Genomic DNA, 20,575 nt, shown 5'->3' on the forward strand with positions numbered 1-20,575 from the left:
ACCGAAATTCTCACTCAATCTGGGGCATCGCAAGTCAGCGGCGTAATCGTGCCCCACATTCAATGAGAATGGACAACATGTTGGGTGACAACTTCATTGAGACCAATCCCCTAGTGTTGGGATCCCAAGAATTATTCTGTTCAGACCAAGCCTCGGCCCCCGGACTAGCCAGCCAACACGGTTGCAGAATCGGTTGTCGACTGCCGTAAGCTGCCACCGGCTACGACAATTCGGTACGTGCCGGTCGCCGCTCGCCGGTTTCCTCAACGCGAGCTCAATTACTCTCGACGATGGCGAGTGCGCCGACCGTCGTCTAACAGTGGTCGGCGCGATCCCACTCGCAGGCTGTGGCGACCAACGAGTTCAGCACTGACACAACGAGTTAAACCGGACCTGATCAACCGGCATTGTCGCGCGTGGCTTCGCGGACCATGATGCCCAGTCTCAACTTGGCATTGGGGTCTGCCATCCGGGCTACGTCCCAGTGCTCAACGATGTATTCAGTTCCGTCGATCCTGACGCGATCGCCGATCTGCATCGTTCGGTTTGCCAGCTGGTCTAGGTCGACCAGCGCGCCGACCACGGCCAGTGATCGTGAACCACGATTCCGACGTGAACTCGATCATTCGGCACTCTCCCATCGAAGGTTGCTCAGATTCTCACCGGCGCCGACAACCATAATGGCATCGCCCGTAGACAACAGCACGTTCATACCCTTCGCTCTACGAGGCCGGCGCAACCACCGATAGACCGCTAGTGTCTGGTAAGGCGGCTCTCCCCCGCTCCGGGCAACCGCGGGGCCGCGCCTAGACATCCCCGTTCTCAGCCCAGATCGAACCCGCTCAAGAGGTCAGCGGGACAATAGAATTCGACGCCGCGGGGCAACTCAATCGGCACGTCGTTCGGCGGGTTCCCTTCCCGTGCCGCGGCGGTGCAGGACGGGCCCGATGGGTTACCGTGCGGGACGCGCGATGGAATCGGTGTCTATTTGCGGTGCAAAGGCGGGAGCTGGACCGAGTACCAGCTCCTCGGCGGGCCATAACACATCCACCTGACCTACCCCGGAGTGACGACGATGCCGGTCATAACCAGCACCCGAGAGGCTGCGCTGACCGCGGCGGGCGTTCTCGCCGTGCTCGTGCTGAGCGGGCTTGTTGGGTGGTTCTGGTACTGGCTGGTACTGGTACATCATCGACAGCAGAAACCCCTACGGTGGCCACGACTCATACGGGATGCGCGACTACACCCCTGAAGTGGAAGAAACGGCTGCCAAGGCAATCGTCGCAGGGTTGAACACCAGAAACCCCGACAACGTCACGCAGCTGATTCGCAACCACAGCGGAGACTCAGAACGTGAGGCCGACAACGCCCGGATTACCCGTGATGAGTAGCTTGCCGCCCACCCGGCGGCGGTGGCTGCCCAGGATTGGTGCCGGGATGCGGGCGATGACGAGCTTCGGGTTGAGGCCCAATGCATGCACGTGATCGGGATGGCTGGGTTTGGGCGATCGCGGCGAGCAGGGTCGTACCGGCATCGCCAGGTTTGGTCCAGCGGGCCAGCGGGCGTAGCCGGGGGATGAACATGGCGATTCCGCCGACGATCTGGATTGTCGGCGGCGGTTGAAAATTGACCCCCTAGCGGCAGGGTGGTTTCTAGGGGTTGTCGCAACACTTCTCTAGGTTCTGGAGGTTGTGTTGACGTCATCTCGTCGGGTTAAAAAGGGGCCGGGTCGCCGACCGCAATCAGCCAAGCGCCAGAGGTTTATGGAGCTTCGAGCCAAAGGCTGGTCGATTTCTGCCGCGGGTCGCGAAGTCGGCGTTTCGCGGACCGCAGCAAACAACTGGGTACGCGGATACAAGACCTACCAGGGCGGCAAGGCCGTCGGGTTTGTGCCGGCGCTGGATCGCTTGGCTGTACGTCAAGTGAGTCCGCGGTATCTCTCTCAGGACGAACGCATCGAGATCGCCGATCTACGTCGGACCGGTCTGAGCATCCGCCAGATCGCCGATAAGGTCGGCAGAGCCCCGTCGACGGTGTCGCGGGAGCTGCGTCGCAACGGCCGCCGCGACGGCGCGTATCGACCGTTCGAGGCCCACCGCAGGGCCGTCATGCGCCGGGCACGTCGACACCCGCGTCGTGTCGAGTCGAATCCGGAACTACTTGAGGCGGTCGCCGAATTGCTCACACAGCGGTGGAGTCCACCGCAGATCGCTCGCCACCTGCGCCGCCAGTTCCCCGACGATCGGTCGATGTGGTTATGTCACGAGAGCATCTACCAAGCCGTCTATCAGCCCGGTTCGCTGATCATCAGACCATCGAAAGTTCCTACCTCGCAACGAGGTCCGCTTCGGACTGGACGTGATCACCGAAAGGCGCACCAACGCTCGAGTTGCAGGCGCCCGCGGTTCGCGCAGCCGATGCTCTCCATCCATCAACGCCCCTTCGAACCTACCGATCGCAGCCAGGCTGGGCATTGGGAAGGTGACCTCGTCGTGGGCAAAAACCAGGGATCGGTGATCGGTACCCTCGTTGAGCGGCAGACCCGGCTCGTCAGACTGCTGCACCTTCCCAGTCGGGACGCCGACAGCCTGCGCGCCGCCATCACCGCGTCGGTGGCCGAGCTACCGCCCTCTCTGGTGCGGTCGATCACCTGGGACCAGGGCATCGAGATGGCACGCCACGTCGACATCACCGCCGATCTCGGAGCGCCGGTCTACTTCTGCGACTCACACTCGCCGTGACAGCGCGGAAGCAACGAGAACAGCAACGGATTGCTGCGCCAGTACTTTCCCAAGGGAACCGGCCTCAGTCACCACTCGGTCGAGCACCTGCGCGCCGTTGAGAACGAGATCAACAACCGACCCCGCCGCGTCCTCGGAGACCGCACTCCCGCCGAGCTTTTCAACGCCCTGCTAGCCTCACCGGATCATCAAACGTTGCGACGATGACTAGAACCCACCTTGCCGCGCCGGGGTCAGAATTCACGTGCCGCTGACACGCAGGATTTGGGATGGTTTGCAGTCTTGTCAGCCGAACGGATGAAAATTAGCCCTACGTAGCTCAGCAATCTTGATTTGATACGAGCTACGGGTGCTAGTTTGACCGGGACCTTGCAGCTGGAACGTCTCCCAGTGCCGTGCGAATCGAGGGGATCGATTGATGAAAATTCTTGTAGCACTGGTCGGAACAAGTGCTGCGGCCGCGGCGTTCGCGTGCATCGGCTTCGTTCCGTCGGCCGCTGCAGAACCGGCGTGCCCCTACGACATGAGCACCCAGGCCGGAAAGGATGCGCTTCAACAGGCGATCGTCGCCTCTTCGCAGCGCGTCGGGGAGCATCAGCAGCAATACGGACCGAACGGCGACCTCGAACTGGCCACACAGGACATCAACGATCAGCGGAATATGAGCAACGTCATTCTCGCTTGTCAGGGCGTTCAGTCAACGCCTTTGGCGCCGGTGGAGTTACCGCAGCAGCCTCAGTTACCACCCGCGGTCGACACAGCTCCATCTGTCGACGGATCATGCCAACAATTGAGTGACGCCTGGTCGAATCTTGATTACATTGTGCCCGCGGCAGATCGATTCGCTGAGTTGAAGAAAGTGCCTGGTCTGGGACTTGTTTCGGCAGCGCAGCTGATCGGTTGCGGAATAAGTGACATACCCACCGCAATTATGAATCCCAGCAGAGAAAATCAGAGCGATGTATTCAGCGGATTTTGCAATGGAGTCAACAACATGATTCCATTCCCCATCGGCGATCCTTGCGGCAATACTCGCGCAGGTTAAATCTCACCAGGGGCTGGGGCGTCTTGGCGGCTCACGCTACACGAATCGGTTGAGTATTGATTGGCTGGTTTAACCCAGTTTGGGCCGACTTAGCGTGCGGGCCCGCGCCGATAGACGCCAGGGGCGGATTGGTGGGTGCTGCGACCTAGCAGCCTGGATTGGTTGCGCTGCTCGCTATGCTGATAGTGGCCGCGTGTATGGAGTCGGCCCGATACATTTGGTCGGAACCATCGGGCACGATAACGTTGCCAGAATAGAGCTTTACGTCAGCCCTCTCCGCCAGACCTGTCCAGTCCGGAACGGCACCGTGTACTGCCGCGGCTAGTGCATTTGATTCGAAAGTCAGGTATTTGCACGATCCTGATCCCCGGAAAAGCGACCAGTCGAGATTGACTTGTTCGACAGAACCGACTTGCTGAATATCGGATGGTAGGAGGCTTGCGGATGTCGCGATTGCGGTGGTGGCGTCAGTCGGTGGCTCGAAATACACGACAGCGTTGATGAGGCGGTCTCCCCAGACACCGACCGTTGGATCTGAAGCGCAGACAAGTGCGCCGTTGGGGAGGCGCCAGCCGCGATCAGCTGCGGCGACACCGCGTTTTCTGTCGCCCTGGCCGATGCAGTCAGAGACGGATACCGTCTGGAACATTTCGTTCCAATAAGACTCTTTGGAAAGAAGTCCGCGCGGCGCAGGTTCGCCCGTATTGTCGACGGGAGGCGCGGAAATCGCCGTCTCGCTGCGAGGCGAAACGGGGGTGCCGGTCTTTGCCAGCGGGCTTGTGACCGTATCTGTTGTCGCTGGAGCTTTATCATTACCGCATCCGGATAGCGCGACGAAGAGTGCTATTGAGGTAACTGCTTTGGTTGATGCCCGCATGTCCCGCAGCTTAACTGGCGCGCTGATAATCCATTTCGCAGGTCCAGTTGGCGATGGTGTACCGGGTGTGGCTATGCGCTGAGTGGATACGTGCGCTGGTTAGAACTGGTTTTGGCTCAGACGAGTTTACCGTTGGCGCGTCGCATTACTTAATCCATCAGTCGAGGTTGTTCATGCCACATACGAGTACACCCCCGCGCCACGGCCCCGGCGAGCCTGTCTGTGCGGGGACCGTACGAAAAAGTCGCTGTCGCAACGGGTTCACCCCTGCGAGTGCGGCATTCGAGAAGAACGTGACTTGTTTTCGGCCTACCTGGGACTGCACGTCCGTCCCCAGGCCGATGGGGTCGATCGGCTGGACTTGCGCACAGCTGTCCATGGTTGGGGGCATCGTCAGGACGTCGACGAGCCGCCGAAGTCCAGCCGTAGTGCATCAGCATGCGAGAGGCGCGCACATCCGCCTTCGTGGAGGTCCGTGGCGCGCACCAAAGGCGGTCACAATCTGGCTACCCCACTTATCAGACACACCCCTTGCCCGTATCAACTTCGCAGTGTCGCGGTGATGAATTCGGCGATCGCGGCATCTTGCCGTCCACCTTGAGCCGTGCACTGTCCCTGACCGCGACGTGTGCGCTGGCCGCTGTCTGGGCCTCACCTTTAGGTCTAGCTCGTCGAATGCTCGGTGTAACGATGACATCTCTTCATGGCTGGACGTGCCGCTGGGCCCCCTCGATATCCCCTTCGTAGCGGCGCGGGCCGTCCGGTAGTGTTCCTGGGCCGGCACCCCTCGCTAGGAGATGTCCCCTCGATGCAAATCGCCGCCATCACCGCCCTGGCCTCGGTCGCGCTGTGTGCGGTCAGTTGCGCGTCTTCCTATAAGGCAGTTACCGCTGAATCAACGACGACGGTGACTACCACCCTTACGACCACCGTGGCAGCCACTACCGTGACCGTTCAGCCCGGCCCACCCAAGACGGTGGATCAGGTAATCGCCGAAGATGGTCCAACGGACTGGCTCAACCGGCTTCATAACGCGGGGTTGGGCGATTGGCCTGTGGCGGTGGCCAACGACAACGCGTGGAAGATTTGCGACCAGCTGTGGGTGGGCGGGGATTACGACAAGATCATCGACAAGATGAGCATGACCACACCGCGCGATCAGATTCTGGCGCTCTACGGGGTGGCCGTCGGCTGGACCTGTAACCAGCCGCCAGGCGCTCCACCGGGATATCCCAAATGATTATCCGCAGTGCGGCGGCAAAATACACACAGCCATATAACTTCGAGCCATCTCGCGCTTGCCCGCCAGTTCGACCGGGGAAAATCGCCGAATCCGATCGTAGGTATGAGTTGTGTGTGTGCGGCGATCTCGACGGCATGTTGGTTGCCTGCTCGCGGTGTTCTGGCGCGGTCGTTGGGCGAGTCCGCCGAGTTCGGTCCCGGCGTCCGGTACGTCCGGGGCGGTTGTGGACGTCAAGCTCTGGTAGGAGGTGTCGGCGACCCGGGCGGTCGCGATCGAAGACGTGACTGACGTGCCATTGGCGCGGGTGTCGCCGCACTCGCGGTTCACCGAGGATCTGGGCGCATCAGGCAGCAGCTACCATTCGCCCATGTCGCTGCGGATCGGTGGGAGCTTCGCTGAGTACCGAATTGAGCGGTTGCTGGGCGCAGGAGGCATGGGTGAGGTTTACCTGGTTCAGCATCCGCGTCTGCCGCGCCGCGATGCTCTCAAGGTTCTGCGGCCTGAGGTTTCCGGCGATATCTCGTTTCACGAGCGATTTATCCGTGAAGCCGACGTGGCCGCCAGCCTGCGCCATCCTCACATTGTTGGGATACACGACCGTGGCGAACAGGATGGTCGGCTGTGGATCGCCATGGACTTCATCGACGGCATCGACATAGCGAAACTGGTCGAACAGCGCTATCCGGCCGGCATGCCCACCGAACTCGTCATCTCCATCGTTACCGCTGTCGCCAATGCATTGGACTATGCCCACAAAAGGGGTCTGCTGCACCGAGATGTGAAGCCCGCCAACATCATTGTCGCTGATTTCGACGGTGATGACCGATCGGTTTTCCTCGCCGACTTCGGTATCGCCCGGCCGATCGATGACACCAGCGGCATCACGGCGACCAACATGACGATCGGGACCGTGGCCTACGCCGCTCCGGAGCAGTTGATGGGCGAGGAGATGGACGGGCGAGCCGACCAGTACGCCTTGGCTGCGACCGCCTACCATCTCCTGGCTGGCGAGCAGTTGTTCGCCCACTCGAACCCGGCTGTAGTCATCAGTCGTCACCTCAACACGGTTGCGCCGGCGCTGGGGACTCGGCGACCGGACTGCGCCGGACTTGATCCGGTGCTCCGGATTGCGTTGTCCAAGAATCCGTCAGACCGATTCGCGTCCTGCGCGGCGTTTGCGCATGCCTTGGCCGAGGAGTCGATCGGGGCAGGAGCGGCGTCTGCGCATGCGTCGACGGAACTGGCACCTCGCGCGCACCGGTTTGAAACCGCCTCTCCTCCGGTACGACGGGCGCAAAACAGGTCACGGGTCACCTGGGCAGCCTTTGGGGGGTAGCCGCCGTGCTGCTCGTCGGCGGGGCTGTGCTGGCCTGGCGGTTCTCGGAGGGCAGCCGGCAAGCGGGCCCGGCCGTCACGCCGACCACCACGAACGCTGCCCCGCCGCCGTCGACGCCAGCAGCGATCCCGCCACCGGCAGTACCGCCTGCTCCGACCGCCGTGACGGCCCCGAGTCCGACCGTTGCCATACCGACGCCCAAACCAGGCCTGGTGAGCGACGCGGCTCACCCGTGCGATTGGTGCGACACATCAGACGTCCAGTTCTTTCAGTCGCCCTCAGGAAACATCAGCTGCGAAATCAACTACCGGCGCGGCGGGATCCCAGACTCGACCTACTGCATGTCGATCAGTCCGCCACAGAACGTTTCGATGAACTCGAATGGTGTGCTCACATCGGTCTGCACAGAAGGCGACAGCTGCCTGAGCAACCCACCGCAAGGCGAACCGACACTGCCCTATAGCCACACGACCGGATTAGGTCCATTCACCTGCTTGTCGGAATCACGTGGTGTCACCTGCACCGTCGGCTCAGGCAGAGGCTTCGCGATATCGAAGTCAGGTATCACTCCCGTCGGCTGACCGCGCAGCGCTGGCGAAACCCGCGCCGGAGCCACTGCCTACACACCACGATTCGACCGCTTAGCAGCTATACGGGCGTCAGACAGCGGTGCCGGGATCGGTGTGAGCACCGGCCTCTCAGCGGTCCACCACGGCCGCCGAAATCCAGATCAGCTCACCACCACGAATCGACCGCCTGCTGTCAATGGCCAGGTTGAAGTATCCGCTGGTGGCCAGACAAAGGTATCCACCCTGTGCGGTAGTTCTTAGGTTGGCTGCGGCGGTGGTGGCGTGTTCGCGGACGAGTCGTTCGACGGCGTCGGTGCTCAGGCGCCGCCCGGTTCGGGTCGGGAACGCGGGTTCGTTGCGTTGTCCTGCACGCTCGGTCATCCAGACCCGCATCACCGACCGGGTGAGGTGGTCAGCGGCACGGCCCGATGTTTACGGCCCTTGCCTAGGCATTGAACGTTGGCTCCGTCGCCGAAAGTGATGTCGCCGCAGTTCAATCCGGTCAGTTCCGAGACGCGTAGCCCGGTCTGCAGCGCAAGTACCAGCAGTGCCCGGTCTCGGCGGCCTTCCCATCGATTCCGATCGGGCGCCGCAATGAGTGCGTTGCGCTCGGTGGCGGTCAGGAACGACACGAGCTGCGTGTCGAAACGTTTGGCCGGGATGGCCAGAACCTGCTGGATGAGCGCCGCATGCTCGGGATGGCGCAGGGCAGCGTAGGTGAACAGCAACCGGATCGCAGTCAATCGTAGGTTGCGTGGCCCGTTGTGACGGGTTGATTCGAGGTCGTCGAGGAACGCGCTGATGGCCTCGACATTCAGATCCACCCAAGTCCAAGGCGCTGGGAGCAGTGCCGGTTCGTTGTTGCAGAAACTCCAGCAGGAGTTTGACCGAGTCGCGGTAGGAGCTGATCGTGCGTTGGCTGACCCGGCGTTGTTTGACCAGCCGTTCGGTGAAGAAACTCTGCAGCGTCGGTGCGATCGCGCTCATCGTGGCACCGCCGTTTTGGCCAGTTCCAGCCGGCGGGCAGCCAGCATCAGCAGCTCGGGCGTTGCCGACAGATACCAGTAGGTCGAGCGAGGGTCGCGGTGCCCGAGGTAGGTCGACAGCGTCGGCAGTTTCGCTTCGACGTCCGCGCCGGTGCGATACCAGTTGAGCAGGGTCCGAACCGCGAACGTGTGCCGCAGGTCGTGAATGCGGGGTGGTGGATCGGCATCGGCGCCGATTCTCGTTGCCGTGCATATCTTTCGGAATACGACGTGGACGGTCGGGTAAACCATGCGGGCACCGCGAACGGAAACGAAGAAGCTTGCTGACGTGGGGTGTGGGCCGTGTTGGTCGCGGGTTCGCTAGCGGCGCAGTGCGTCCACCGCCGTCGGGGCCAACGGCACCAGTCGGGACTTGCCGAACTTCGATTCCCGGATAGTCAGAACACCTTCGACCCAATCAATGTCGCCACGATCGAGCCGGATGGCCTCGCCGACGCGCATACCGGTGACAGCGAGTAGCCCGATGTTTCATGGGTGGTCGACGGCAGCCGCCAACGCAGTCCACGGGCTTCGCCGAGAACGGCCTCGATGTCGTTATCGCTGAAGATGAACGGGGTATGGCGCTGCCGACGGAACGCGAGCAAGCCGGCCGGTGGAACCTCAGTACGCGCATCGATGGCGGCCATGTGCTGGACAAAGCCGCGAGCGATGGTCATTCGCCTCGGTGCGACGGTGCTGGCCGGGTCGACGCCCGTGGACGACGTGACTGGAGCTACATGCACAGACACAACAAGACCTCCGGGGTGTGTCACTAGGTCCACGTGCGTCAACACACAGACCCAAAAGGAATCCACATACAGACCCGTTCCTGACACCTCCGGTGGCGCTTGAGAAGGACTAACTCAACCTATATCTCTATCAGCGGTAGCCCTCCGGCGGTGCGTCCAGGATGACGACTTTGGTCTCCAGATAGGGGCGGAATCCCTCGCGGCCACCTTCACGGCCGAGGCCGGACTGTTTAAAGCCGCCGAAGGCGATTCGGGCATCGAGCCTGAAGTCGTTGTGGCCAACGGTGCCGGAACGCAGCTGGCGTGCAACGTGCCGGGCCCGGTCCACGTCGGGAGTGAACACGCTCGCGTTGAGGCCGTAGATCGTGTCGTTGGCGATCCGTATTGCGTCGGCCTCATCGCGCGCGGGCAGGACGGTGAGAACTGGACCAAAAATCTCGTCTTGCGCGACGACGGAGGAGTTATCTACCTCCGCTAGGACGGTCGGTTCGATGAAGTAACCACGGTCCAGGGCGGCGGGCCGGCCACCACCGACGACTAAACGTGCGCCGGAATCCACACCTTGGTTGATGTATCCCAGGACTCGATCACGTTGACGGGCTGAGACCAATGGGCCCATCTGCGAGGCGGGGTCGAAAGCATTGCCTACCTTCTTAGCTGAGAACGCGGCAGACAATGCCTCAACGAAATGATCGTGCCGGGCGCGCGTGACGATCAGGCGAGTCAGGGAGGCGCAGCTTTGGCCGGTGAGGTGGCATTCGGCCTGCGCAATCGCCGACGCAGCCTGGCCAAGGTCAGCGTCATCGAGGATGACCGCCGGCGACTTACCGCCGAGCTCAAGGGTGACCCGGCCGATCCGCTGACCCATCAGCGACGCGATGCGTCGCCCGGCGACGGTTGAGCCCGTGAAGGCAATCTTATCCACCCGCGGATCGGTGACCAGAGACTCCGATGCCTCTCGGTCGGCTGTGACCACATTCAGTACTCCGGCGGGCAGGCCGATATCTTCGGCACACTCGGCCAGGATGTACACCATCGTCGGCGCTTCGGGCGCAGCCTTGAGGACAATAGTGCAACCTGACAGCAGCGCGGGGGCAATCTTGTGGATCGCCAGCCCCAGCGGGCTGTTCCACGGCACGATGGCGCCTACCACGCCCACCGGCTCCCGCACGATCATGCTGAAGCCGGCTCCCGGCGTTGTCGGCGCTTGCTCCTCCCACGCGAAGTCCGACGCCACATCGGCATAGAAGTCGAGCACGCCCGCGTAGAACTCGCCGGTGCCCTGGGCCACGGAATATAGCGCCCCGGATTCGCGGGGCCACGCATCGGCCAAAAGTGCCGCACGGGATCGCAATCCGTCGGCCAGTCGCCGCACATATTCAGCGCGTCGCGCGTGTGTCATTCGCGGCCACGGCCCCTCGTCGAACGCCGTACGTGCTGCGGTGACAGCCCGAGCCACATCGTCTTTACCTGCCGCTGCGACGGTGAGATAGATCGACTCATCGTTGGAATCGATGACCTCGATGACGTCGTCTCGGGACGGAGCGACCCACTGTCCGTCCACAAAAAGCTCTCGCGGATGCAGGAGCGGGCTATCGGCAGTGGTTCGAGAAGTCATGTTCCCTCCTAGCGGGCATTGCTGGTGCGCGGGTCTGCGCGAGCGGGTTGGCAAGATGCGCGCCGCAGGGCGCGACGACCAACTGGTGATCAGTCGTCGTGGAGGATGACGCCCCGGATGTTGTGTCCCGCCAGCAGATCCGCGTAGCCCTGGTTGATCTGGTCGAGGGTGTAGCGCCGGGTGATGAAGTCGTCCAGCCGCAACTTCCCGCGCTTCGCTAGGCCCAGCAGCCGCGGTATGTCCACGTGGGGATTGCAGTTCCCGTATAGCGTGCCGACCAGTTTCTTCTGGAAGAGGGTGAGCCATGTGCCGGGTAGCTCAATTGTGTTGTCGTCGTAGTAGTCGGACACCCCGGTGAGCACGACCGTCCCGCCCTTGCGGGTGATGTCGAAGGCAGCACGCACGACCTCACTGGTCACCTTGCCGACGGTCACGACGGCGACGTCGGCACCCACCCCGCACGTCAACGCGAGGATGTCGGTGTGGGCATCGGCGGCGTTGTCGTAGGTGCGGTCTGCCCCGAGTTTCTGAGCGAACTCGAGTTTCATTGCGACGGGATCGACTGCCGCGACCGTCTGAGCGCCGGAATTGACGGCGGCCTGCACCGCGCTCGAGCCGATCCCGCCGCAGCCGTAGATGGCGACCACATCGCCTTCGCGTACCTGACCGGCGTTGACGACTGAGCCCCAGCCGGTTGTCACGCCGCAAGTGACTAGCGATACCCATTCCAGCGGAATGTCCTTGTCCACCTTCACCAATGAGCGCTCATCGGCAACGAGGAACTGTGAGAACGTTCCGGTCGCCGCGATGCCGCCGATGGGGACTCCGTCCATGCTGTAGCGCAGGCCACCATTGGCCAGCACACCGGTGGCCAGATTGGCGCCCAGGTCGCACAAATTGCTATGGCCGGTAACGCACCAACGGCACCGACCGCAACTGGGGATCCAGGAAACCCCCACGTGATCACCGACTTCGAGCCGAGTAACCCCCGGCCCGACAGCCTCGACAACGCCAGAACCCTCATGGCCACCGACGATAGGAAGGCTCGTACCACCGCACTTGTTGTGCTCGTCGGAATGGCACAGACCCGACACCTTCATCCGGACCAGGGCCTCGCCCGCACGGGGTTCCGCGACATCAATTTCCCGAACCTGATATTCCTGATGAAGGCCAGTCAGTACAGCTGCCTTGGTTTTCATCTGACACCTCTCTTTGGGCCGGACGTGGGTCCAGCAATGCTCATTGGACGGGGTGGGACTGCTGGTGGTTACATGTGGCGGTGGGCGGCGAGTAAGCATTCATGCCGGTGGGTACTGAAGCTGGGTGATCTCCATCAGCGCCTGGATTCCCTCCACCCCTCCTTCACGGCCCATCCCGGACTGCCCGAAGCCGCCGAGAGGTTCAAGGAAGGTGGCGCCGAAGTTGTTGATGTTCGTCACCCCAGCGTGCAGGCGAGACGCGACCTGCTCGCCGCGCGCGATATCACCGGTGAATACGCCGCCCGCCAAGCCGTAGCCGGTGCCATTGGCGATCTGGATCGCTTGGTCGACATCGTTATAGGGCAGCAACACGATGACCGGACCAAACACCTCCTCCTGGGCGACCCTTGCATCCGGAAGCACACCAGCAACGAGCGTTGGCTCGTACCAGAAGCCCCGATCGAACTGCGGTGGTCGGCGTCCTCCCGTGATCACGGTGCCCTCCTCGCGAGCCAGTGCCACGTAGCGCTCCACCCTGTCTCGCTGCGCTGCTGAGGCCAGCGGCCCAATCATCGTCGCCGCGTTGCCGGGCGGCCCGATGACCAGTGACGAGAAATAGTCACCGAATGCGGTTGTCCAGTCCTCAAGCCGCGACGACGGTACGAGGATTCTGCTGTATGTGGTGCACACCTGGCCGGTCTGGGCCAAGCAACCCGGATAGAACATCGAGACGCCGGTGGGGTCGATGTCATCCAGCACAATTGCAGCGCTCTTGCCCCCGAGCTCCAAGGTCAACCGGGTCATGTTCTGTGCTGCCGCACGCATGATTTCTTTGCCAACCGCAGTGCTTCCAGTAAACGAGATGTGTGCAATGCCTGGATGAGCGACGAGCTGCCGACTGATGTCAACGTCGGCAGGGAAGATACTGATCAGGCCCGGCGGAAGTTCGAGTTCGGTCAGGACCTCGGCGAGCAGGAACGACACCATTGGGGTCAGCACGTCGGCCCGCAAAATGACCGGACAGCCCGCGGCCAGTGCGCTGCTAACCTTGACTGCCGCCAGAAGTAGTGGCCCATTGAAAGGCACGATTGCCAGGACCGGTCCCACCGGGGTGCGGCGGATAGCGACCTTCGCCCCACTTCCGGTGCGCACTTCAGGCTCGTCACTCATCTCGCGAGCCAGGCGGGCCGCGTCGCGGAAAACGGCGATGCTGATGGTGCTCAACATCGGAGCGAAGGTCGCCAGACCGCCCAGATCCTCGATGTAGTAGCGATCGAATTCAGCCTGGCGGCTTTCTATCCCATCGGCGATGGCGTCCAACGCATCGGCGCGTTCGGCAAACGAACGCCTCGCCCAGCCCCCAGATTCGTGCACGGCTACTGCTGCCGAAACTGCTGTGTCAGCGTCGGCGGCCCCGGCCAGGGGCACAGTCGCCAGAAGCTCTTCGGTGGCGGGGTTGATGACATCGACCGTCGCCCGATGGCCGGGTTTCCAGTCGCCGGCGATGTATAGCGTCGAATCGGTGGTCATAGCGGTCATTGCTACTTCCTTGCTATTGAGATTGAGTTATCCAGCTCACGCAGGCTCGTACGGTTACAGTTCGTTGGCATCGCTGCCGGGCGATACCGCTCGTTCAGCCGTCGGCTGCTCGATCGACAGAGCAGCTACCGGGCAGGCGAATACCGCGTCGATAGCACGGGCCTGCAATTCCTCTGGTACGTCCTTGCCGTCATAGTGATGCACGAGGTTGCCGTCATCGTCGAGCTGGAAGACTGCCTCCGCCGCCTGCTCACACAGTCCATGGCCCTCACATCGATCAAAGTCCACCGTAATTCGCACGCTATTTACCTCGGCTGCCCTTAGTCTCGTTGGTTGTATTGGTCTCGATGCGGACCGGCACACTCCTGAACGCGCGGATCGCGTTGTTCACGGCCCGGACCGGCTCTCCGGTGAGCACGAACCTGCTCACTCGTTGAGTGAGTGCCAGCAGAAGCGATTCGATCTCGATTCGCGCCAGGCCCTGTCCGCCGCACGAATGCGCGCCGTATCCAAATCCCAGTTGCCCTGCCGCATTGCGTGTTACGTCGAAGGAATCGGGCCGATCCCATTGGCGTTCATCGCGATTGGCGGACGCGTAGAGTATTAGCAGGTGATCACCCGCGTTGAGGCTCGCGCCGGAGATGTCGACATCTGTCGCGGCTCGCCGTCCAAGGGCGCGTATTGGGGTTTCAAACCGAACGATCTCATTGACTGCAGCCGGCACGAGCGATGGATCCTCGCGCAGGATCTGCCATTGTTCGGGGTTCTGTGCGAAAAGGTATATGGCGCTACCGATCGCGCTAATCGTCGTGTCCAGTGACGGCGCCACATAGGCGAGCATCAGCCGCACCGTTTGATGTTCCGTGATCTCGCCACGCTCGGCCGCCTGCAGGACGCGCTCGGCGAGAGTGCCGGGCAGCACGTCGCCCGCATTGACAATCTCGGCGGCGAAGTCGGTCATTTCGGTGACTTTGGGAAGGGACGCTACACATCGTTCGTTTGCCGGCCCCATGGCGTCAAAGTTGGCGCTGGCCCATTCGAGTAATCGGCCGCGACGATTCATTGGCAGACCAACGAAGTCGGGAACAATCGACAGCGGCAGCGCCTGGGCCAAATCAGTTACAGCGTCGAAGGAACCCAAACCCACTACATGCGAGGACAATTCGGCAGCCCGGGCTTCCACGGTCTCGCGAATGGGGCGCAGCGCTCGAGGCGTCAATCCCCCTGCGACAACCCGCCGCAGATGCGCGTGAACATCGCCATCGCTCGCGATGGTGCCGCCCTGCATCGCGGCGTTTACCGCGTCTGTCATTGCTACGGCGTTACCTGAGCGGAATACTGCGTCGTCGCCGAGCACGGCACGGGCTTCGGCGTACCGCGGCACTGCGTACATCTGATGCCGCTCCAGCCAGACGACCGGCCCCATGTCACGGAGCACCCGGTAGTGCTCGTACGGTTCGACGATGGCCTCGTCTGTGAACAGATCCAGGGCGTACGACGGGATATTGGTGGTCGTCACATGTACTCCATCTGCGGTGCTCGTTGTTGCTTAGCGCGGAGATGCCGTCTGTCAGCAACTCGGCGACCGCTGTCAGATTCGCGGCCAGCGCCGACTGGATCGTCTATAGCCAACATCAGGTGATGCTCATTATTTGAGCATCGATGTCACCTTTTGACATCATTTGTGACATGGTACACCACTAGCGTAGTATGGCAACGTCCAATCCACGGATACAGATACTTCGAATGCACACCAAGAGACGCGTGGCGGTGCCATAACCCGGCGGCGCTGCACGCACAAGCGCCGTGGGATCACTTCGCCAGACGTGCCTCACGGTGAACCTGCTCATTGGAGGTGTGCAGTTCCGCCGCTGAGCAGTCCAAGTTGCGAGCTGCGGCTCGCCTATCGCTGAGAGGTGCGATCGTGCAAGTGACGGCCGCTGTCGCCCGAGTGCCTGGCTCCGAGCTAGAGATTGTCGAGCTCGATCTGGATGAGCCGCGATCGGATGAACTTCTTGTCCGCCTGGTCGCCACCGGCATCTGCCACACCGATCTGATGGCCCGGGACTCGCCGGCACCCATGGAGCTGCCTGCAGTGTTAGGGCACGAGGGCAGCGGCATCGTCGAACAGGTCGGCTCAGCAGTACGTGGTCTCGCGGTCGGCGACAAGGTAGTGCTCACCTGGGACAGCTGTGGGGCATGTCGCCACTGTCTTGCGGGCAGCCCTGCTTACTGCGCCGAATCCACCCTGCTGAACCGCAGCGGGCGCCGGGCCGACTTCAGCACCAGCCTCAGCGAGTCCGGTCGACCAGTATGCGGCCACTTCTTCCAGCAGTCCTCGTTCGCCACTCACGCTCTTGCTCATCCGCGTAATGCAATAAAGCTGCCTGATGACACGTCGTTGGAGCGGTTGCGCTTACTCGGACCTCTAGGGTGCGGGGTGCAGACCGGCGCTGGTGCGATCCTGACCGCCTTCGACGCGCGGCCGGGCTCCTCTGTCGCGGTGTGGGGTGCCGGCAGCGTCGGACTCAGCGCAGTCATGGCCGCGGCCAGCAGAGGCTGCGATCCCATTGTCGCAATGGACATCAAAGCCGAGCGACTGACCAGTGCACGCACGTTCGGCGCCACACATACGCTGGACGCAGATGCCGATGACATCGTGGATCAGGTCGTCGCGATCAGCGGTGGCGTCGACTATGCAGTTGAGACGACCGGGATCGCGCGCGTCGTGTCAGCCGCAACTCGGTCGTTGGGCATCGGCGGGCACCTAGGGTTGCACAGCCGGGCACGGCTGGGACCTGGCGGAATGGATATCGCGCAGATGCCACCGGGCCGCACCGTATCTTTTCTGATCGAAGGCCAGTGTGTGCCGCAGTTGCTGATCCCGGAACTACTGGGGCTGCACCAACGCGGAAGCCTCCCGTTCGACCAAATGATGACGATGTACGCGTTCGAGGACATCAACCAAGCGATCGCCGATATGAGCTCGGGCAAGACTATAAAGCCAATCCTCGTATTCTAGAGAGCCTTGGTTGCTGGTCCGTGCCGAGCCACCGTGGCGATCAGCGTTGCCTCGGATTCCGACGACGCTGCTGCCCGCATCGCTCGCCCTCGACCACAGGAAGCCAATACTGAACGGACGCGACTCAGCCACTGAGATTCTGGCTAGTTTCGCATCCCGTTAGTTTCGTATCCCCGAGATGCGCAACCGGGAAAGTGTCATGTGGCTTGATCGCATGACATCCGCTGCCGTCAGCGCCAGCATCTACACTCCACTCGCCGGTTGGGAGGTAGGCCGCCCGAGCGCGTCGAAGACAGAGGAAGACGTGGTCGCGCCAACGCCCGCTCTTGCCGTCGTGCAAGGTCGCCAATGAAATGTATCTGTTGACATACTGCTTGTTGGCCCCGGAGGGGGCGGCCTGCAGACGCGTCATCCGGTGCAGCGACGATCCTTCTCGGCGTCGTAGCAGACAGCGACGTCCGTAGCCAGCGGTCGAGACGGATCTGTTGCCTCTAGAGCCGACAGAGCTCGGCAAGTTGCTGTCTGCCCTCCACGCTCGGCGGACGGCCTGCGAGGGTCACTGCATGCCCAGTGACCGTGTCCTCAGCAAACAGATCAAAGCGGCGCCCTGCCGTTCGTTAGACCGTGCAGTCCTTCCTCGATGATGCGGAAGAACGGCTCGACGAGGAGCCGCGGAATCACCTGATTTTCGCGATCGGTGGTCATCGTCTTCCGCCACTCTCATGTGGTGACGAAATAGCCTTCAACACTTCTCGGTGTCGCGCAGCTGGCGCGGCGACACGTCCGGGCCTAGTCCTCGGGCGCGATCGTCACGCTGAGCCCGTCGAGCCGTGCAGTGAGTGCCACCTGGCATGAGAGACGCGACCGCGGGGTGACCAGAGACGACGTCTCCAGCAGATCCGACTCATCGCCGGTCGCCGGCCCGACGGCGTCCTGCCAGTCCTCGTCGACAATGACGTGGCAGGTGGCGCAGCTGTTGACGCCTCCGCATAAGGCGAGGATGTCAGGAATTCCGGCATCTCGGATGCTCTCCATCAGCGAGTGCCCTTCAGTGAAGGCAACGCTGTGGACGTTGCCTTCCCGGTCGGTCACGTTGGCGGTTCCGTGACCGACTTCCGCTGTGTCGTCACGCATTCAGATCACTCTGGAGTCCGAGGGAGGAAGCTCGTACGGACATGTCAGGCCACCTTTCAACGCGCGATCTGGGCGAGCAGATCACTTATTGGTCTGGAAGGATCAGCGAGTAACGCAGGGGCGATGTCCGCGCCGGACCGCACAAGGGCTTTGCCTTGCGCAAAGTCCTTCATGGCGTTCACCGCGTCGATTGCCGTAACGCGACCGTCCCTGAGGTAGACCACCGAGAAACTCTTCGAGGCCGGTGTGCCTCGAACGACGACCTCGTCGTAGCCGGTGTTTAGACCGACGGTCTTGAGCTTCAGGTCGTATTGGTCGGACCAGAATGTCGGCACAGGCGGATCGCCTTGAGGTTGGCCGGCAATGTGACGTGCAACGATGACGCCCTGATCGGCTGCATTCTGCAACGACTCCAACCGCACGGTCGCACCCCCGGCGTATCGGTTGGGTGCCGCGACACTGTCGCCGATTGCGAAGATGCCCGGCAAGCTGGTACGGCAAAGGGCGTCGACGAGGAGGCCGTTGCCCGCCGCGGCGCCTGCGGCTATCAGCGGCGCCGTCGTCGGCATCGCTCCGATCCCGATCACCACCACATCGCATGGCAATTCTTCTCCCGTGGCGAGGTGAACGGCGTTGACATGACCATTCCTGGCTTCCAGGTCCGCGACTTGGCGGCCCACCTGGATCTCGACTCCGTGCTCCCGGTGTTGGGCCTCGTAGAACTGCGAGATCGGCTCAGCCGATACTCGGGCTAGCACGCGATCGGCGGCTTCGAGGACGGTCACCGGCTTCCCGAGCTTGCGCAGGACCGCGGCAACCTCCAAGCCCACATACCCACCGCCGACGATGACGGCGCGCGAGCCGTTGAGAACGTCGGTCCGTAAGCGCTGGGTGTCGGAGACGTCTCGCACGACGTGGACACCCGACAGCTTCCGGTCGCGGGCGGGATCCAACCACCGGGGCGAGCTGCCGGCCGCCCAGATCAGCTGCCCGTAGCCGATGCTCTCACCGGTGTCGGTGATGGCGACCTTGGCGGCAGGTTGAACGGCGTCGACTCTCGTACCCTGTATCAGCGTGATCCGATTCTCAGCCCAAAACGATTCGGGGCGTATGAGTATCCGATCGAGTCCTACCTCGCCGGCGAGGAAGGACTTCGACAGCGGGGGTCGTTGATACGGAAGTGTCGACTCGGCGTTGACGATCCCGACCGAGCCGTCAAACCCGTACTGCCGCAACGCCATCGCCGCAGCGGTACCACCATGGCCGCCGCCGACAATGAGGACGTCGAACTGCTCACTCATTTAATCGCTGATCCTTGTCTACCCGGTCCTGTCCCGTGTTCATGCCTGCCGAACCGTGAGCTTTATTGACTGTCCGAGCCTGCAGCGACAGGCTGGTTTGCCGTCGCCGAGGCTGACTGTTCCTTGGTGATGAGCTTGTTGAGAACTCGCCTCATCAGGACCGTCGCGCGATCGGTCTGCAGAACCACTGGATGCAGGCTCATCAGGTCCACATTGCCGATGACCTGTTGCTGGGCTTCGATCATCGGCACGTCTTGCGTCGTGAAGACACGCTCGAGCAGCTCGCTGATCTTCGCGTTCGTCTCTGCGGAGTCCACTTGGTAGTCACGCGTGTTGTGATAGAAGTAGTGCGTCGTGGTCTCGGTCTCCGGCGTGAAGAAGTGCGCCGACATGGCCGAGGCACCTGCGTCGGGGTTCTCGGGCACTCGGCATCCGAACGGATGGATGACTGCTGAGGGCGCATGCCAGTACACATGGCTGTAGAAGTCCACTTTCGTCACCTCAGGCGGTAAGGCCTCCACCCACTGTCCCGGCGGAGCAATACCAGGCTGCTCACGCTCGCAGGCCACCACGTCACCGACAAGCCGGGCTTGCGGCACGAAGTTATCTCGCTGTTCCGCATTGGTGAGAACACCTGCGTGCAAGTACAGCGCATGCGACAGGTCCATGAGGTTGTCGACGGTTAGCAGGTAGTTGGCGTTGACGTGGATGTATCCCTGGATATGGGCGCGTTTATCATCGGCCAGGAACGCGAACTCATCGGGGATGCGTTTCTCGTCAGCGGGCTCGTCGCCCATCCAGATCCAGATCGCGCCGAATCGCTCAGCGAGCTGATAGGTCGGAACTGAGGCCTTTGGCGGATTGGACCCGCTGTCGTGCGGATTCCGGCTGCACAGGCCATTGGTTCCGAACTCAAGGCCGTGGTATCCGCACTGCACGGCGTTTCCGACATGCCTTCCAAGGTGTAGCGGCGCAAACCGATGCGGGCATCGGTTTCCGATCGCCGCTGCCCTGCCGCTCCCATCCCGAAACATCAGCACATCCTCGTTGAGGATGGTGCGGGCCAGCAGCGTGTCAGGGCCGATCTCGTCCTGCCATGCTGCGACGTACCAGGTATTGCGGAGTGCTCGCATCATAACCTTCTCTCGCGGGGGGTGATCGCTGAGCGATTCGTTG

General features: G+C 62.2%; 18 protein-coding genes and 3 pseudogenes. 5 read left to right on the forward strand and 16 right to left on the reverse strand.

Annotation, left to right across the window (positions count from 1 at the left end; translation table 11 throughout):
• Window positions 1–397 precede the first annotated feature (397 nt).
• Window positions 398–583, reverse strand: a complete 186-nt coding sequence (locus BST13_RS31945) for a hypothetical protein (protein WP_083169285.1) — start codon at window positions 581–583, stop codon at window positions 398–400.
• A gap of 763 nt (window positions 584–1,346) precedes the next feature.
• Entirely contained in the window at window positions 1,347–1,481 is a 135-nt protein-coding gene (locus BST13_RS40240; RefSeq protein ID WP_281254776.1) for a hypothetical protein, read from the reverse strand.
• Between the two features lie 214 nt (window positions 1,482–1,695).
• Here BST13_RS40240 and BST13_RS31950 point away from each other — a divergent pair.
• A pseudogene (locus tag BST13_RS31950) lies at window positions 1,696–2,949 on the forward strand (IS30 family transposase).
• 211 nt (window positions 2,950–3,160) lie between these two features.
• On the forward strand, window positions 3,161–3,787 hold the full coding sequence (locus tag BST13_RS38830) for a hypothetical protein (RefSeq protein WP_142282883.1): 627 nt from the start codon (window positions 3,161–3,163) through the stop codon (window positions 3,785–3,787).
• 145 nt (window positions 3,788–3,932) lie between these two features.
• Here BST13_RS38830 and BST13_RS38835 read toward each other — a convergent pair whose 3' ends face one another.
• Window positions 3,933–4,664, reverse strand: coding sequence for a hypothetical protein (locus BST13_RS38835; protein ID WP_142282884.1), 732 nt, complete (start codon window positions 4,662–4,664; stop codon window positions 3,933–3,935).
• Window positions 4,665–5,472: 808 nt separating this feature from the next.
• On the opposite strand from BST13_RS38835, the gene BST13_RS38840 reads away from it, so the two are divergent.
• Both BST13_RS38840 and BST13_RS31960 read left to right on the forward strand, forming a co-directional pair.
• On the forward strand, window positions 5,473–5,904 hold the full coding sequence (locus BST13_RS38840; protein ID WP_142282885.1) for a hypothetical protein: 432 nt from the start codon (window positions 5,473–5,475) through the stop codon (window positions 5,902–5,904).
• A 370-nt stretch (window positions 5,905–6,274) separates the two neighbouring features.
• A complete protein-coding gene (locus BST13_RS31960) occupies window positions 6,275–7,243 on the forward strand; it encodes a serine/threonine-protein kinase (protein WP_083169372.1) in 969 nt (322 codons plus the stop codon).
• 698 nt (window positions 7,244–7,941) lie between these two features.
• Here the strand turns inward: BST13_RS31960 and BST13_RS39955 are convergent.
• The 9 genes and pseudogenes from BST13_RS39955 to BST13_RS31995 form a co-directional block, all read right to left on the reverse strand.
• Window positions 7,942–8,193 (reverse strand): hypothetical protein, encoded by a 252-nt coding sequence (locus BST13_RS39955; protein ID WP_245839891.1) that lies wholly within the window; start codon window positions 8,191–8,193, stop codon window positions 7,942–7,944.
• 11 nt (window positions 8,194–8,204) lie between these two features.
• Window positions 8,205–8,636 carry a tyrosine-type recombinase/integrase gene (locus tag BST13_RS39960; protein WP_245839892.1) on the reverse strand — a complete coding sequence of 144 codons (432 nt, stop codon included), beginning with the start codon at window positions 8,634–8,636 and terminating at the stop codon, window positions 8,205–8,207.
• Window positions 8,637–8,795: 159 nt separating this feature from the next.
• A pseudogene (locus tag BST13_RS31970) lies at window positions 8,796–9,299 on the reverse strand (tyrosine-type recombinase/integrase).
• Complete coding sequence (locus BST13_RS39965; protein WP_245839893.1) at window positions 9,236–9,514, reverse strand: hypothetical protein; 279 nt, start codon at window positions 9,512–9,514, stop codon at window positions 9,236–9,238. Before BST13_RS39965 ends, BST13_RS31970 begins: the two are co-directional and overlap by 64 nt.
• 202 nt (window positions 9,515–9,716) lie before the next feature.
• Complete coding sequence (locus tag BST13_RS31975) at window positions 9,717–11,204, reverse strand: aldehyde dehydrogenase (RefSeq protein WP_083169288.1); 1,488 nt, start codon at window positions 11,202–11,204, stop codon at window positions 9,717–9,719.
• An 89-nt stretch (window positions 11,205–11,293) separates the two neighbouring features.
• Window positions 11,294–12,502 (reverse strand): NDMA-dependent alcohol dehydrogenase, encoded by a 1,209-nt coding sequence (locus tag BST13_RS31980; protein WP_342744326.1) that lies wholly within the window; start codon window positions 12,500–12,502, stop codon window positions 11,294–11,296.
• A complete protein-coding gene (locus BST13_RS31985) occupies window positions 12,503–13,942 on the reverse strand; it encodes an aldehyde dehydrogenase family protein (protein ID WP_083169292.1) in 1,440 nt (479 codons plus the stop codon).
• Window positions 13,943–13,996: 54 nt separating this feature from the next.
• Window positions 13,997–14,242: a ferredoxin gene (locus tag BST13_RS31990; RefSeq protein ID WP_083169294.1), complete on the reverse strand. Its 246-nt coding sequence runs from the start codon at window positions 14,240–14,242 to the stop codon at window positions 13,997–13,999.
• Window position 14,243: 1 nt separating this feature from the next.
• On the reverse strand, window positions 14,244–15,461 hold the full coding sequence (locus tag BST13_RS31995; RefSeq protein ID WP_245839894.1) for a cytochrome P450: 1,218 nt from the start codon (window positions 15,459–15,461) through the stop codon (window positions 14,244–14,246).
• Window positions 15,462–15,872: 411 nt separating this feature from the next.
• Between BST13_RS31995 and BST13_RS32000 the strand changes: the two genes are divergently transcribed.
• Complete coding sequence (locus BST13_RS32000; protein WP_211296237.1) at window positions 15,873–16,964, forward strand: NAD(P)-dependent alcohol dehydrogenase; 1,092 nt, start codon at window positions 15,873–15,875, stop codon at window positions 16,962–16,964.
• A gap of 789 nt (window positions 16,965–17,753) precedes the next feature.
• On the opposite strand, the gene BST13_RS32005 is transcribed toward BST13_RS32000, so the two are convergent.
• The 4 genes and pseudogenes from BST13_RS32005 to BST13_RS40485 all read right to left on the reverse strand — a co-directional run.
• Window positions 17,754–18,098: a 2Fe-2S iron-sulfur cluster-binding protein gene (locus tag BST13_RS32005; protein ID WP_083169296.1), complete on the reverse strand. Its 345-nt coding sequence runs from the start codon at window positions 18,096–18,098 to the stop codon at window positions 17,754–17,756.
• A 56-nt stretch (window positions 18,099–18,154) separates the two neighbouring features.
• A complete protein-coding gene (locus BST13_RS32010) occupies window positions 18,155–19,399 on the reverse strand; it encodes an NAD(P)/FAD-dependent oxidoreductase (RefSeq protein WP_083169298.1) in 1,245 nt (414 codons plus the stop codon).
• A 62-nt stretch (window positions 19,400–19,461) separates the two neighbouring features.
• Window positions 19,462–20,196: a hypothetical protein gene (locus tag BST13_RS32015; protein WP_245839895.1), complete on the reverse strand. Its 735-nt coding sequence runs from the start codon at window positions 20,194–20,196 to the stop codon at window positions 19,462–19,464.
• 81 nt (window positions 20,197–20,277) lie between these two features.
• Window positions 20,278–20,535, reverse strand: a pseudogene (locus tag BST13_RS40485) (Rieske 2Fe-2S domain-containing protein); the annotation flags it as partial.
• Window positions 20,536–20,575 lie beyond the last annotated feature (40 nt).

The organism is Mycobacterium aquaticum (assembly GCF_002086485.1).
GTDB lineage: Bacteria > Actinomycetota > Actinomycetes > Mycobacteriales > Mycobacteriaceae > Mycobacterium > Mycobacterium aquaticum.

Bases quoted from the DNA above. Each gene is read 5' to 3' on its own strand.
- BST13_RS32010 (WP_083169298.1), bottom strand. From the start codon at position 19,399: ATGAGTGAGCAGTTCGACGTCCTCATTGTCGGCGGCGGCCATGGTGGT.
- BST13_RS31985 (WP_083169292.1), bottom strand. From the start codon at position 13,942: ATGACCGCTATGACCACCGATTCGACGCTATACATCGCCGGCGACTGG.
- BST13_RS38830 (WP_142282883.1), top strand. From the start codon at position 3,161: ATGAAAATTCTTGTAGCACTGGTCGGAACAAGTGCTGCGGCCGCGGCG.
- BST13_RS38835 (WP_142282884.1), bottom strand. From the start codon at position 4,664: ATGCGGGCATCAACCAAAGCAGTTACCTCAATAGCACTCTTCGTCGCG.
- BST13_RS31960 (WP_083169372.1), top strand. From the start codon at position 6,275: ATGTCGCTGCGGATCGGTGGGAGCTTCGCTGAGTACCGAATTGAGCGG.
- BST13_RS31975 (WP_083169288.1), bottom strand. From the start codon at position 11,204: ATGACTTCTCGAACCACTGCCGATAGCCCGCTCCTGCATCCGCGAGAG.
- BST13_RS38840 (WP_142282885.1), top strand. From the start codon at position 5,473: ATGCAAATCGCCGCCATCACCGCCCTGGCCTCGGTCGCGCTGTGTGCG.
- BST13_RS32015 (WP_245839895.1), bottom strand. From the start codon at position 20,196: ATGGGCGACGAGCCCGCTGACGAGAAACGCATCCCCGATGAGTTCGCG.
- BST13_RS31980 (WP_342744326.1), bottom strand. From the start codon at position 12,502: ATGCTTACTCGCCGCCCACCGCCACATGTAACCACCAGCAGTCCCACC.
- BST13_RS39965 (WP_245839893.1), bottom strand. From the start codon at position 9,514: ATGACCATCGCTCGCGGCTTTGTCCAGCACATGGCCGCCATCGATGCG.
- BST13_RS39955 (WP_245839891.1), bottom strand. From the start codon at position 8,193: ATGACCGAGCGTGCAGGACAACGCAACGAACCCGCGTTCCCGACCCGA.
- BST13_RS32005 (WP_083169296.1), bottom strand. From the start codon at position 18,098: ATGCGTGACGACACAGCGGAAGTCGGTCACGGAACCGCCAACGTGACC.